General features: G+C 40.2%; 8 protein-coding genes. 4 read left to right on the top strand and 4 right to left on the bottom strand.

What is annotated here, in order from left to right; translation table 11 throughout:
• Nucleotides 1–208: 208 nt before the first annotated feature.
• The 3 genes from ACSQ6I_RS24890 to ACSQ6I_RS24900 form a co-directional block, all read right to left on the bottom strand.
• Nucleotides 209–1,411 carry a serine/threonine protein kinase gene (locus ACSQ6I_RS24890; RefSeq protein ID WP_438892912.1) on the bottom strand — a complete coding sequence of 401 codons (1,203 nt, stop codon included), beginning with the start codon at nt 1,409–1,411 and terminating at the stop codon, nt 209–211.
• A 215-nt stretch (nt 1,412–1,626) separates the two neighbouring features.
• The gene (locus ACSQ6I_RS24895; RefSeq protein WP_438892913.1) at nt 1,627–4,311 is read right to left on the bottom strand and encodes a PAS domain S-box protein; all 2,685 of its coding nucleotides are present in this window, start codon (nt 4,309–4,311) and stop codon (nt 1,627–1,629) included.
• Between the two features lie 324 nt (nt 4,312–4,635).
• Nucleotides 4,636–5,943, bottom strand: a complete 1,308-nt coding sequence (locus tag ACSQ6I_RS24900) for an adenylate/guanylate cyclase domain-containing protein (protein ID WP_438892914.1) — start codon at nt 5,941–5,943, stop codon at nt 4,636–4,638.
• Between the two features lie 53 nt (nt 5,944–5,996).
• On the opposite strand from ACSQ6I_RS24900, the gene ACSQ6I_RS24905 reads away from it, so the two are divergent.
• The 4 genes from ACSQ6I_RS24905 (at nt 5,997) to ACSQ6I_RS24920 (ending at nt 10,762) form a co-directional block, all read left to right on the top strand.
• Nucleotides 5,997–7,598: a DEAD/DEAH box helicase gene (locus tag ACSQ6I_RS24905; protein ID WP_438892915.1), complete on the top strand. Its 1,602-nt coding sequence runs from the start codon at nt 5,997–5,999 to the stop codon at nt 7,596–7,598.
• Entirely contained in the window at nt 7,528–8,742 is a 1,215-nt protein-coding gene (locus ACSQ6I_RS24910; protein WP_438892916.1) for a DUF790 family protein, read from the top strand. The genes ACSQ6I_RS24905 and ACSQ6I_RS24910 overlap by 71 nt, the downstream gene beginning before the upstream one ends.
• 206 nt (nt 8,743–8,948) lie before the next feature.
• The gene (locus ACSQ6I_RS24915; RefSeq protein WP_438892917.1) at nt 8,949–9,764 is read left to right on the top strand and encodes a hypothetical protein; all 816 of its coding nucleotides are present in this window, start codon (nt 8,949–8,951) and stop codon (nt 9,762–9,764) included.
• 632 nt (nt 9,765–10,396) lie between these two features.
• The gene (locus ACSQ6I_RS24920) at nt 10,397–10,762 is read left to right on the top strand and encodes a hypothetical protein (protein WP_438892918.1); all 366 of its coding nucleotides are present in this window, start codon (nt 10,397–10,399) and stop codon (nt 10,760–10,762) included.
• Nucleotides 10,763–10,793: 31 nt separating this feature from the next.
• On the opposite strand, the gene ACSQ6I_RS24925 is transcribed toward ACSQ6I_RS24920, so the two are convergent.
• Complete coding sequence (locus tag ACSQ6I_RS24925; protein WP_438892919.1) at nt 10,794–14,297, bottom strand: leucine-rich repeat domain-containing protein; 3,504 nt, start codon at nt 14,295–14,297, stop codon at nt 10,794–10,796.
• Nucleotides 14,298–14,604: the final 307 nt, after the last annotated feature.

Here is a 14,604-nt window from a genome sequence, read left to right on the forward strand (position 1 = left end):
GAGGCAAGGGAGCAGGGGGCAGGGGGAAAGACTGAGACTGAGCTTGTACTCAGCCCCATATAAGCATCCTAAAAGGACAAGGCTTGTACCCATGTTCCGCCCCGCTCCACGCAGGGAGAAAAGGCTTGCTCCCCCTGCTCCCTGCTCCTTTTCCCCCTGCCTCTTCCGGTCAGAAGGGGCGTATTGCCATACGCCCTGAAATTGGAAATCAAATCCCCAACATTGATTTGAGAACTACGATCGCACCACCCCAAAATAGAATACTCATAGGTACACCAATCATTATCCCAGCGATCGCCCAACCTCGTTGATGTTCTTTAAATTGTTTAATGCTACGCCAACGTCTACTCTTCCAAGCCCAAGCATTACCATTGGCTCCGAGTGCGATCGCCATTACCCACCCAAGGTAGGGTATAAAAGAAACCAATCCATACAACCAAACATAATTAGGCCAAATCCAAAACCAAGGCATCAGAAATGCGCCCCAATTCCAACCTAAAATTTCCTCTGGAACTGCCTCTGAGCTATTAAAAACACCACATCCTGAATTATTGATAAATTCTTCTTTTTCTAAAACTTGATGCTTTGGCGCTGATTTAACAATCTGGCCGGATTTGAGAGCATCCAGTGCTTGACGAGCATCAGAAAAACGCTGTTCTGGTGATGGTTCTGTCAGTTTTTGTAACCAACTGGCAAAACTAGGACTAATATTAACTCGGTCAGCAAATTGCAAACGTAAATCTTTTTGAGGTAAATCTGCGGGTGCAAGACCAGTTAACAAATGAATTAAAGTTGCTCCCAAAGCATACAAATCTGATGCAGGAATCGCCCGACCCCCGAATTGTTCTATAGGTGCATAACCATAAGTACCCACCACAGTAAAAGTCACACCTTCCTTAGCAGCTTTATCTTGAACTGCACCAAAATCAACTAAATAAATCTGATTATCTTCACCCCAAATTAAATTACTCGGTTTAATATCTCGATGTAAAACCCCTGGATTTAACTCGTGTAAATAAATGAGAATTTTCAGAATTTGATTGGCAATTCTCAAGGTTTGTTTTTCACTAAACCTGTTCCCATCTGCAAGTTTTTCTTTGAGTGATTTACCAGGAATATATTCTTGGACTAAGCCAAACCAGAGATTGCGATCATCAATGCAAAAATAATCAATATACTGAGGAATGCGGTCATGATTTAGCTGTTTGAGAATCTGTGCTTCCCGTTCAAATAATTTCAGGTCATCCCACTGAACACCACCACCAAAAGCCAAGAGTTTGACTACCACTAACGAATCTTTTTCATCCGCAGCTTGTAAATCCTGAGCTAACCAAGTTTGACGAATTCCATTATTACCAAGTTGGCGTTCAATTTGATAGCGGTCTTGTAATATGTGGTCTACTTGCAGCATCTAGCACCTGCTGGCCATTTACATTCAGTTTATTTTCTTACTATTTCAGGATAATCAATTTAATCAGAAAATGGTAAATGAGTCAGGAAGGGTAAAGGAAGATAGGAGAACAACATTCTTCTTCCTTCTTCCTTCTCCCTTCTTCTTTCTTTCTCCTGACTCCTGACTCCTGACTCCTGACTCCTGAATTCTTACGAATTACGAATTACGAATTATCAAGTTCTCTGAGCTAAATTAGCAACTACCGCTGCTAACTCCGTCGGATTTACTGGTTTGGGAATATGTAACTGAAATCCAGCTAACAAAGCTTGAGTCCGGTCTTCTGCTCTAGCATAAGCTGTCAGCGCGACTGCGGGAATTTTTCCGCCTTCATCACTAGGAAGAGTTCTAATTCTCCGAATTAGTGTATAGCCATCTTCTTGGGGCATACCAATATCACTAACTAATATATCTGGGTGAAATTCTGGTAAAGCTGTGATTGCTTCGGGAGCAGAACTAACGGCCATGACTTGAGCGCCATATTGTCCTAAAATTGTGGTCAGCAAATGCCGAGCGTCTGCTTCATCATCAACAATCAGTACTCGCAAACCTTCCAGAATGGATAATTGGTGATTCACAAAATTACCATTCTTCATCGGTGAAAACTGTTCTGGTTTATTGCAGTCTATAGCAACAGCTTTCATGGGTAAATTGACAATGAAAGTTGCCCCCTGTTCAATTCCTGGACTTGTTGCAGAAACTGTACCGCCGTGTAATTCTACCAAATGACGGACGATCGCTAATCCTAATCCTAAGCCACCATGCGATCGCGTAGTTGAGCTATCAGCTTGGCAAAAACGCTCAAATACATGAGGTAAAAAGTCGGCAGAAATTCCACCTCCAGTATCACTAACTTGAATTTGCACACGGGAATTAATCCGCTCTATTTGTACCTTAACTCTTCCCCTCTTGGGTGTGAACTTGACAGCATTGGAGAGCAAATTCCATACTATTTGTTGCAAGCGGTTGGCATCACCCGTCACAGTCCCCACTGCTGGGTCAAATTGAGACTCGATCACAATTTCTTTAGCATCTGCGGCCGGACGCACAGTCTCAATAGCCGTTTCCACCACTGGGACAAGTTCCACTGGTCGCAGATTTAATTGTAGTTTGCCGCGAATAATCCTTGATACATCCAAAACATCTTCAATTAATTGTGCTAAAGCGTAGCTATTGCGGTCAATTGTTTCCAATCCCCTAATAGTCGTGGTTTCATCAAACTTGCGGCTTTTGAGTAGCTGTGTCCACCCCAGTATGGCATTGAGGGGGGTACGGAGTTCGTGGGAGAGTGTGGCTAAAAACTCATCTTTGATGCGGTTAACGGCCTCTGCCTCCGCCCTAGCGGCTTTTTCTCGCGCTAGTAATTGTTCCCGTTCTTGTTCTGCTTGCTTGCGTTCAGTAATGTCAATCATGAACCCATGCAGTTGCTTTGGTCCATCTTCATCCCGTACCACATTCACAATGTCATACAACCAGACAACTCTGCCATTTGCGGCTAACATTCTATATTCAAATTCATAATTGTCCAGTGATTGTGAGCATTGGCAGCAATAGTTAATTGCCCACTTTTGGTCTTCTCGGTGGATATGTTCTGCCCAAAAATTGTTGCTGTACCAATCATTTAAAGGATAACCGAGAATCTCTTCAGTTTGCGGTCCAACGTAAGTCATATTTCCCATTGTCGGATCTGCTTCCCAAGGAATTACTCGGACTTTTTCTGTCAGTTTTCTAAATTTTTCTTCACTGTCTTTGAGGGCAGCTTGTGCTTGTTTCTGCTCTGTAATATCTCTAATTAGAGCAACGAATCCTTCAACTTTATCTTGCTGATTGAATTGAGGAATATAAGTAATGCTGACATCATGTTGTGTACCATCTTGATGAAATAGTTGGGTTTCATAGCTTACTTGCTTTCCTGATAATACTGTTTTTACATAGGGATAAATTGACTGATAAACTGACTCACCTAAAAATTCTTGCAGGTGCTGTCCATAAATTTCTGATGTGGGTACACCGAACCATTCCTCATATCCTTTATTATTAAAACGATAGTGCTGTTGAGCATCAACATAAGAAATATTCACGGGCAAAGAATTTGTAATTAAGCGCAATTCTTCTTCCCGTTGACGTAAGGTGTTCTCAACTTCTTTGCGTTGACTTAAATCTATAGCAAATCCGATTACTTGTTCTGATTTTTTTTCTAATAAAGACAAACCCATAAGAATACTAATGCGACTACCATCTTTACGGATATATTCTTTCTCGAAAGGTTGATAAAATCCTTTATTTTTTAGTTCTATTATTATATTCTTGCTTTGCTCTAGATATTCTGGAGGTGTCATTTCTTGCCAGTTTACTTTTCCTGACAATAGTTCTTCTCTTGTATAACCAACTATATTTAAAAAAGCATCATTTGCTTCTAATATGCTGCCATTTATTTCAGATATAATCACCCCAATAATATTAGCATCTTTCAATCGGCTAAACTTTAATTCACTGGCTGCAAGTTGCTGGACACTCCTATTTAAATTCTGTTTAGCAGTACGTAATTCTGAGTTTAACCAGCTAATAAATATTGTAACTAGCAGAAATAAGACTAACCTAATAACACTATCTTGATTACCAAGATAAAATGAAAATTTGGGATCTATAAAAAAGTAGTTAACAGCTATAGTAGACAAAATAGTAGCTAATATCCCTGGCTTGATACCACCATACCAAGTACTCATTGCTACGGCAACATAAAATAGCATGAAAATAGCAGATTGTAGTACTGGTTGTAACACCGCTGTTAGTAGCAAAGCAATACTAACAGATACAATAGCTACAATATACTCGAATATTAGAGAAACTCTTGCTTTCAATATGGCATCTCCTTTGCGGTTAACGAGCTATTTGAAGTTATCCTTAAATTAGTTAAACATGATGCTATAGCTCCACACTTATTATGCAACAGAGGAATACACAGCGTACATTTGCTGCTTAGGAATCTATCTAAAGTAGTAAAGTTAAATGCAAAAAAACTTTACATAGTAAAATACAGCAGATTGCAGATTAATGAGGCTTCCGTGAGCGTCAGCGGCTCACGGCGAAGCCTGACTCCTGATAGCGTGGCGTAAGCCATATTCTGCTGTATAAGTTGCTAGTTAATAATAGAATTCCTTTGCAGTCTTGATCAAGAAAGCTGATTACTGTTTAATTGTTTTTGTGCCTAAGAGTAAATAAGTATTCATTTCCCCTTTACCTTTAACTTTAATTAAGCCGCGTTTTTCCAGGTAATACTTTTCTTTTAACAGATCATAACTAGCTTCACAAACTTGGATACTACCTGCAATACCATGAGATTCCATTCTACTAGCAGTATTCACTGTATCTCCCCATAGGTCATAGGCAAACTTTTTTAACCCAATTACCCCTGCGACTACTGGTCCGGTACTAATACCAATGCGGATACGAAACGATTGGTTTTGTTCTTGGCTAAACTGAGCCAAAGCCAGTTGCATATCCAATGCCATATCAGCTATAGCTATGGCATGATCACTACGGTGATTGGGTAAACCAGCAACAGCCATATAGGCATCACCAATGGTTTTGATTTTTTCTACTCCATGACGTTCTGCTAATTCGTCAAATAGGCAGAATATTTCGTTTAAAAATTCGACTAGTTGGGGTGGTGAAGTCTGGCTAGAAAGTTCTGTAAATCCCACAATATCAGCGAATAAAACTGTGACTTCTAAAAAGCTATCAGCAATTGTAGTAGTATGTTCCTGTTTGAGTTGTTCAGCAATCACTGCTGGTAAAATATTTAAAATTAGTTTTTCTGATTTTTGCTGGGCTATTTCTAATTCTTGTCTAGCTCTAAACTCCTGTTTTTTTAATTTTTCATATAAATAAACAGAAAATACACAAATTATTCCTGTCCAAAATAAATAAATTCCATTCTCTACATAGAAATATAATGGATACCTAAATTGTGGACGATAGATCAGATATAATCCTAAATAAAAGACAACTGTACCAAGTTGCGATATAAGATGACTTCGCCATAATACGGGAATAAGTGTTGCTTGAGTGATAAACATCAAACTCCAAATATTAGTAAAAGGCTCTACAAAATTAAAAAGAACTGCCGTATAAATTTGGACAACGCAAGTTACAGACCAAGATAAACTTAAAAAAAATATATGTGGGTAACGACGACCAAGAGGTGTTTTGCATAACAACGAACAAACTAAAATGAAAAATTCAATTAAGAAACCAATTTTAAAGGCGTAGATTTTTTCCTGTGGTTGCTGATTTACCCAAATAAAAAAAGCAGTCAGTGTTAACCCTGCAATCAGCATGATTTTAGTTTGCAGTTGTAGGCGTTTAAGCAGGAACTGCCGTCGCTGTTCTCTGTAGGATGTGACAAAGCTTTCATCTATTTGCCAGTCGGATATCCTTGGGGTAAATAACGCGTCTATTTGAGTTCTGCCAAAATCTCTTTTGGGAATCATGCACTTTTTAAGTTATTAGTAGTTAAATGTGAACAAGCTGGGAGAAAACCTAAATGGGTCGCAACCCCACCTTAACTTTTGATCGTGGCACGTTAATTTTACACCCACCACCACGCAGCAAAGCTTGGATAGATTATGCGACATGGGATGATAGAATCGAAAAATTTCGGATTCCGGCGATTAGATACCGGTCTTTAGTCGAGGCAATGCAAGAGTCCGAGACGGACTTTATTGATGAGGCTAAGGGATTTTATCCTCTAGATTTGGTTGCCAGTTTAGAAATGACTCCCTATCCCCACCAAACTGAGGCTTTAGCAGCCTGGAAATTGGCAGGAAGGCAGGGGGTTGTGGTGCTACCCACGGCAGCGGGTAAGACTTATTTGGCACAAATGGCGATGCAAGCGACACCACGGACAACGTTGATTGTCGTCCCAACTTTGGATTTGATGCATCAATGGTATGCACACCTAACAGCGGCATTTCCTGATGCGGAGTTGGGGTTGCTGGGTGGTGGTTCACGGGATAGAACACCGATTTTGGTGGCTACTTATGATAGTGCGGCAATTCATGCGGAAAGTTTGGGTAATAAATATGCTTTAATTATCTTTGATGAATGCCATCATTTACCGACTGATTTTAATCGGGTAATTGCTGAATATGCGATCGCACCTTATCGACTAGGATTATCTGCCACACCAGAACGCACAGATGGCAAACACGCTGATTTAAACATTCTCATTGGCAGAGAAGTTTATCGCAAACGAGCTGAAGACTTAGCAGGTAAGGCTTTAGCAGAACATCAAATTGTGCAAATTAAGGTGAAGTTATCTCAACTTGAGCGAGAAAGGTATAACAATTTAATTCAAACCCGCAATGATTTTTTGAAACAATCACGGATTTCTTTGGGAAGTCTGCAAGGTTGGCAGATGTTTGTGCAAATGAGTGCGCGATCGCAAATCGGACGCAGGGCAATGTTAGCACATCGGCAAGCCAAAGAAATCGCTCTGGGGACTGATGGTAAAATCAGAATTCTTGTGGATTTGTTAGCAGAACATTACCCAGCACGAATTTTGATTTTCACAGCCGATAATGCCACGGTTTACCGCATTTCTCAAGATTTGTTAATTCCAGCTATTACTCATCAAACTCCTGTGAAGGAAAGGCATCAAATTTTAACTAAGTTTAAGGAGGGTGAATATAATACTTTGGTTGCTTCTCATGTCTTGAATGAAGGGGTTGATGTTCCTGCGGCCTCGATAGCAATTATTTTGTCGGGTACTGGTTCCGCGAGGGAATATATTCAGCGTTTGGGGAGGGTTTTACGAAAAGGTAATATTGAAAATAAACAGGCGATTTTATATGAAGTCGTGGCTGAGGATACTAGTGAGGAAGGAACTTCGGCTCGGAGGAGGGGGGAAAAGATTAACGAACCGCGTTCGCGTAGCGTCCCGCAGGGAAGAAGCGAAGAGCGCGAAGAGAAGAAAGAGAAGAAAGGGAATTTAAAGGTTGTTTATGGGGGTGGGAAAGAAAGAGATTTGAAGGCGGCAGAACAGTTAGAGATTAATTATTCAACCCAGAAGAAAGATGTTACCAACGGAGTTACTGATTCATCGTCAAAACGGGGAGGAAATTATCCCGAAGAGACTGAAACTTGATGATAAGCATTTGAAGTTAACGACTGATTTAATTAATTTTTTTCAGGAGGCTGTAGGGAAAACTCAAGGTGTTCTTGAAGGTCAATTATCAGATTTTGAAGGTGATACTACAGATTATAGAATGAAGCGGGGTTTGGCTTATATTCTCAAGAGTAGTTTCTGCACTTTTGAAGTTGTGAGTCCTTTGGAACCACCAATGTTAAGGGAACGGGTTTTTGCTTTAGCTGCAAAATCTGTTTCTAGTCGGGAAGCAACGGAGGTAACTTTAACCCAGGTTGCTGATGAGTTAAGTCAGGAATTACAGCAAGAAGTTCTCCCAATTCAAGTCCGTCATGGACTTTATGCTGATTTATCTGAAAATAAGATTTTAACTGCTTTTGATGCCCCAAAACCAGAGGAGGTATTACATAGATATAATTTGTCTCAGGTGCAAGGTGTCTTTTATAAAGCCAGTCAATTGGTGTTAAATGCTCACCGCAATGTCCCAGGAGAATATAAGTTGTTATTTCGCTATTTGAAGTTGTTTCAATTAATGGCTTATATTGAAGGTGATGCTGACCACGGTTTTACAATTAGCATTGATGGACCGACAAGTTTATTTACTCCTAGTACTCGTTATGGTTTATCAATAGCAAAAATGATTCCCGCTTTACTTCATGTCACAAAATGGAGTTTAGCAGCAACTTTACAAACAAGAGACTTTTATACAAATGAATGGAAAACAGGAAGATTTACCCTCAATTCAGAATGTGGTTTAGTCTCGCACTATCCACCCGGTAAACCTTATGATAGTATGTTAGAACAGTCATTTGCTGATAAATGGGATGGGTTAAAAAGTGGCTGGGTATTAGAACGAGAAGTTGATTTAATACCTATTCCTGGCAGTGTGATGATTCCCGATTTTCGCTTAGTACATCCCGATGGCCGTAGTTTTTTATTAGAAATTGTTGGTTATTGGCGACCAGAATATTTACAAAAAAAGTTTTCTCAGGTTAGACGTGCAAATTGCGATAACTTAATTTTAGCAATTTCCGAAAGATTGAATTTAGAAAAAGCCGGGGTAAAATTAAATGATGTACCTGCAAGAATAGTTTGGTTTAAAGAAAAGTTATTACCAAAAGCAGTATTGGCTGTAATGGAATAATGGATTTTGGTAATTGGTAATTGGTAAAAATAAATTAGCAGCTACACTAGTTATGGCGATCCTAAATAAAACGTATTCGTTTAGCGAACCGTAAGCATAACATCTCTGTTTTCTCTTCCTCTGCGCTCTCTGCGTCTCTGCGGTTCGTAAAAAAAGGAATCTTGGTATTAAAATAAAAATAAAAAAACACAACTTCCACCAAAAATATGAACGCAACTTTGAGCCGTCCCATTTGGTCAACTGACTTAGAACTAGAAATATTTGATAAAATTATTAATCAACACGCACCCCATTTACCAAAAAAGCGTTTACATGAAACCAAACCCCCAGAAACAGCAGCAGAAATTGAAAAATTCTACCATTTTCGGGTAGCAGGTGCGGCGCATGATTTATTTATTGTTCAAGTTTGCGCTCAAATAATTGGTCAAATTCCTGACCCAGAACTCCAGCTTTTTTTAAGTCGCCAAATTGGTGATGATGGCGCACACGCTCATAATACCCGTCAACGGGCGCAAGTTATATCTGGACGTGACCCCATTCAAGATATACAACGACAAGTACAAAAACATTGGAACTATATGGGAGATTTACCAATTCGTAATTGGCAAGGTTTTTTGGCTTTTGAATTACATTATGAAATGCACATTGTGGCATCTTTATTAGTCAATAGCCGCACCAGTAAAATTAGTGATCCAGAATCAGCTAAATTTTCAGCTACCAAAATTCAACCAGAAGAAGCTTTTCACCGTTTAGGGGTAGTAAATTGGTGGCAACGCAAGTATGACCAAGCCTCACCAGCAGAGAAAGCAGATTTAGTTGCACAGGTGTTAGAAGTTGATGAAGAAGGGCAAAAAAGACGAAATCCCTACTTGAAAGAGCATTGGCAACTAACTCATGAAGCTATTGGTACAGATATTGATGATTTACCAAAAATTTATGATGCTTGGCGGCGAGAAGTACTGGCTTACTTCTTAAATGTTCCTGTATCTCAACTTCCTCAGCTTGTGAGTGTTAATGATTGATAGTGAAAAAGATTTTAGAAACGTTAGGGATTTCCAGAAAATAAATGATCTCATTTTGTGGGGTAGGCATACTTCGACAAGCTCAGTACAAGTCCTGCCTGCCTTTGATAATTAGCGGGCAAGATGCCCGCACCACAAGAAGTATTTGTATATTTTTTTATTTGGAAGTCCCTTACATGGAACGTCTCTACAAGGGTTAAAAGTCACGCATATTTAATTCTTATTCCTATGTCTAATAGGGAATAGGGAAGAGAGAGTAGGTAAGAAAATCCATTAGGACTTACGCACCATTCACGGAAAATCGTTCGCGTAGCGTGCCGTAGGCATACCGCAGAGGACGCAGAGAAATAAGAGTTTGAGAGGTTTTTTGCGTAAGTCCTATCCATAATTACAAATTACAAAATAATAGGCGGGTAATGCCTACCTATTATTTTCTGAATTATGGCTCATTTTAATTTTTTCTTAAGAAAATCATCAAAATATATTATATTTTTTTATGGTGTGAAAGGTTTTTATAAAATAAACTTTCACTATTTAAATAACTTAACTAAAGACGAGCATGATTATTAAATAATGTATTTGCAAATACAAATCTATCTAAGGTCAGATTTATAATTGTCGGATGTAAGAATATGTTTATTAAAAACAGCAAACTAATGAAAGCTAAATTTCCTGCCACCTTAACAATTATAGCTGCTTTTTTTGGCATAAATAGCGCCGTGTATGCTCAATCAATTACACAGCCTCAATCTGGAAACTGGACTTTAAGTGGCGACTCTTTAGTTAATATTAATGATCGCAGCGCCGAAAATGATTTTGGCAAGTTTTTTGATCAAATCTCCAAAACTCAAGCTCAAGAAAACACACTTTCTGAAGAATTACCTCTTAGTGAGTCAATATCAATTCCTTCTACTCCTATATTTTTACAACCCGCATATCAAAATCTCAATGAAAATGACGGGTTACAGTTGCAGTTAGATTTGAGTGATGGTAATTGATACTTTTCGACTACACACTCCACATTAAGGACTAATGCTTAATTAGTTCTATGCCTAATTTGCTACCTATTTCCATAACATTGTTTGTAAAATCTGTCATACCTGCTATCGGGGCAGCAGCTACACTAGCAGCAGTTAGTAAAGCTACTAGACGCTTTTTGAGTTTGGGTAAATTGCGTTCTTTTTCAGGCTTTTGAATTTCTGCTTCTACATCATCAATATCAATAGTAATATCGTCGTGGATTTCTGGTGGAAATTGGGCGGCAGTTTGGCGCAGGTTGTCGATTAATTGTAGAATTTCATTCATATTTGCGCCGCTTGTTTGGTTGAAGTTAGAGGCTTGCTGACTGGCGTTGTCTTTGACTTGGTTGGCAACGTTGGCGATGTTTGCGCCTTGAAAGTTGTTTGTGAATTGAGGATTTTCTGACATAGCATTTGCCTCGGCTTTATTAATAATTGGTCTGCTGACAGCTAGTTTAGCAATATCTCGCATATCTTCATAAGCAGTCCTATCATCTAAATCATTATCTCCTTTTTGTGATTTTCGCCGCGATTCTAGTGATTCGTAACCATCTAAAAGTTGACGCAAATCGAGTTTTAATTTTAGTTTGCCGATAGTGACTGTGCTTTCACCCATTGATTCGAGTCCGAGGAGTTCTTGGTAGTCGAGGGGCGGATGATTGGGATGGTTGGGGACGGGAACCCATTCTGTGATTTCGAGATTGGGGAGACTTTTGTGGATTGTTTGGAAGACCTCGCGGAGGATGCCGAGAAATAAGCGGCGGGTTTCTTTGCGTCGGCTAATGGTGATAAAGATTTTTTTGTCTTCGGGGTCGGCTTTGATCCGAGCGATGTTGTAGATTTCGTTGTTTTCTTGATATCGCAGCATTACGCCACTGCGCCAATAGATTTGGTTATAGATTTTGTCGTGGGTGTTAACAATGAAGCGGGAGATGATGCTTTCCGGGAGAACTTTGTAATGATATTGAAATTCCAGGGTTTCCCCTTCTAGTTCTGTTTCGTCTGGTTGGTCTTTAGGCAGAAGTCCCGCAATCAGGAATTTTGGTGGTTGACATTCTAGTTGAAAGCAAAGCTCAAATTCCTTCATTAGTCCGATTAGATAGCTGTGCCGCTGGGTGGGGTATCGCTCTGGATTGAGGATGCGGGTGAGATCGGTGCGGGTGAAAATGCCTTTAGCTTTAGTTTTGAGGTTTTCATCGCTCAGGAGGGCATAAATGCCTTCTGTCACCCAGTTGGGTTTGAGGACGTTGGTATCTTTGAGGATGGGATGATCTCGAAAGTTGAGAACTAAGCCAAGTCGATGGAGGAGATCGATGAGTTGATCTTGGTTTTGTTCTTCAGGAATATTGTTTTTGTAGCAGATGCCAATATAGTTACTGTAGCTGATGAAGTCTTGGGGCATGGATTCGAGTTGTTGTTTAACCTCAAACCATGACAGGGGTAGAAGGTCGTAGACTTCTTTGAGGTTGGCGATTTGCTGCAAAATGGCGGTGCGAAGTTTATCAATGCCGATATTGTCTTGGCAGGAAGTTTCGATAATGGCTTGGATGTTAGGATATTTTTCGCGTAATGCCTTGCGGTTGATGTCGAGAGGTTGTTCGTCTTTTTTGTTGCCAACGATAATCACGGGGGACTGTCCACCGAAGCTTTCGATTAGTTTCAGCCAATATTCGATGCGGTTTTCTTCTTCGCTGGTGCGACAATTACAGACTAGAAGATAGAGGCTGCGCTTAGTCAGAAAAAACTGATGGGTGGCGTGATAAATTTCCTGGCCGCCAAAGTCCCAAACATTGAGGCGAATGTCTTTGCTATTGACCTGCACGTTCCAAGTTTCTACATTGAGTCCGTCGGTTTGGGGTTGATTTTTGTCATATTTATTGTAGATTAGTCGCTCGATAAGGGATGTTTTGCCGACGCTGCCTTGTCCGATGAGTAAGAGTTTGGCTTCGTGTAATGGTCGAGTTTCACTTATGCTAATTTGCCTCAAGTAATTCAAAATCTCTTTTGCATTTCTTGAATTAAGAATTTCTAATGGAATATTGGTAATTGAATTGTTATCAAGGTAAAGCGTTGTCAGATTGGTTAATTTGGCGATCGCCTCTGGTATTTCCGTGATTTGGTTGTCACTGAGGTAAAGCTGGGTCAGATTGCTTAATTTGGCGATCGCCTCTGGTATCTCCGTGATTTGGTTGAAACTGAGGTCAAGCGTTGTCAGATTGGTTAATTTGGCGATCGCCTCTGGTATCTCCGTGATTTGGTTGTCACTGAGGTCAAGCGTTGTCAGATTGGTTAATTTGGCGATCGCCTCTGGTATCTCCGTGATTTGGTTGAAATCGTGGAGAAACAGGTCGCTACCGAGGTGAAGTAGGGTGAGATTGATTAATTTGGCGATCGCCTCTGGTATCTCCGTGATTTGGTTGTCACTGAGGTCAAGCTGGGTCAGATTGCTTAATTTAGCGATCACCTTTGGTATCTCGGTTATTTGGTTGTTATAGAGGTGAAGTAGGGTGAGATTGCTTAATTTGGCGATCGCCTCTGGTATCTCCGTGATTTGGTTGTCACTGAGGTCAAGCTGGGTCAGATTGCTTAAATTAGCGATCGCCTCTGGTATCTCGGTGATTTGGTTGTTTCTGAGGTCAAGCTGGGTCAGATTGCTTAAATTAGCGATCGCCTCTGGTATCTCCGTGATTTGGTTGTAATAGAGGTCAAGGTAGGTGAGATTGCTTAATTTGGCGATTGCCTCTGGTATCTCCGTGATTTGGTTGTTATAGAGGTCAAGCTGGGTGAGATTGCTTAATTTAGCGATCGCTTTTGGAATCTCGGTTATTTGGTTGTTACTGAGGGCAAGCTGGGTCAGATTGCTTAAATTAGCGATCGCTTTTGGAATCTCTTTTATTTGGTTGCCACTGAGGTGAAGCTGGGTCAGATTGCTTAAATTAGCGATCGCCTCTGGAATCTCGGTTATTTGGTTGTTACTGAGGGCAAGCTGGGTCAGATTGCTTAAATTAGCGATCGCTTTTGGAATCTCTTTTATTTGGTTGCCACTGAGGTGAAGCTGGGTCAGATTGCTTAAATTAGCGATCGCCTCTGGTATCTCGGTTATTTGGTTGCCACTGAGGTGAAGCTGGGTCAGATTGCTTAAATTAGCGATCGCCTCTGGTATCTCGGTTAGCTCTACGCGAATTAAGATAAGTTCTTCTAAATGTAGTATTTGCGCTACCACATCGGGAATGCTCTCTAAAGGATTGCCACTAATATCCAACTTACGCAAATTAGGCAAACCCAATAGTTCAAGTGGCAGCGTTTTTAAATTGTTACCTGAAACCTTACCGAGGAGGCGGCCTCCTACGTATTCATAACCTTCAACCTTCTTTCCCAAAATCAAAGACTCAAGCTGCTGCAATTTACCAATTTCCCCAGGTAACTCAGTCAACTCTTGCCCTGACAGGTCTAACTCTTGCCAACCCTCAGCCGCAGCGCGATCTATCAGAACCAACAACTCATCCTGCGTCATAATTTCAAAGAAAAGGTAAGAGAAAAGAAGATTGATGAAGATTATCTTAACTGATCAGTGTAAATGCTAGGTTATGGCTGTTTACTGTCAGAATCAGGATATCCAGGATTAAAGGATGAACAGGATGAAAAGAAGGATTTCATCACCAATTACCCATTACCAGCCTCAATTAGATACAGAATCTAAATTGAAACCTATACACAAAGCCAGTTTTACTTCTAACTTCTGACTCCTGATTCCTGACTCCTAACTCCTGACTCCTGCTATAACTAGCAACTTGAGTTAGTAATCTATCAGCTGATTTGCA

This window comes from Anabaena sp. WFMT (genome assembly GCF_051781005.1).
Lineage (GTDB): Bacteria > Cyanobacteriota > Cyanobacteriia > Cyanobacteriales > Nostocaceae > Anabaena.

Excerpts from the sequence above, each read along its gene's own strand:
- ACSQ6I_RS24910 (WP_438892916.1), top strand. The coding sequence starts at position 7,528 with ATGTTACCAACGGAGTTACTGATTCATCGTCAAAACGGGGAGGAAATT.
- ACSQ6I_RS24905 (WP_438892915.1), top strand. The coding sequence starts at position 5,997 with ATGGGTCGCAACCCCACCTTAACTTTTGATCGTGGCACGTTAATTTTA.
- ACSQ6I_RS24900 (WP_438892914.1), bottom strand. The coding sequence starts at position 5,943 with ATGATTCCCAAAAGAGATTTTGGCAGAACTCAAATAGACGCGTTATTT.
- ACSQ6I_RS24890 (WP_438892912.1), bottom strand. The coding sequence starts at position 1,411 with ATGCTGCAAGTAGACCACATATTACAAGACCGCTATCAAATTGAACGC.
- ACSQ6I_RS24925 (WP_438892919.1), bottom strand. The coding sequence starts at position 14,297 with ATGACGCAGGATGAGTTGTTGGTTCTGATAGATCGCGCTGCGGCTGAG.
- ACSQ6I_RS24915 (WP_438892917.1), top strand. The coding sequence starts at position 8,949 with ATGAACGCAACTTTGAGCCGTCCCATTTGGTCAACTGACTTAGAACTA.
- ACSQ6I_RS24920 (WP_438892918.1), top strand. The coding sequence starts at position 10,397 with ATGTTTATTAAAAACAGCAAACTAATGAAAGCTAAATTTCCTGCCACC.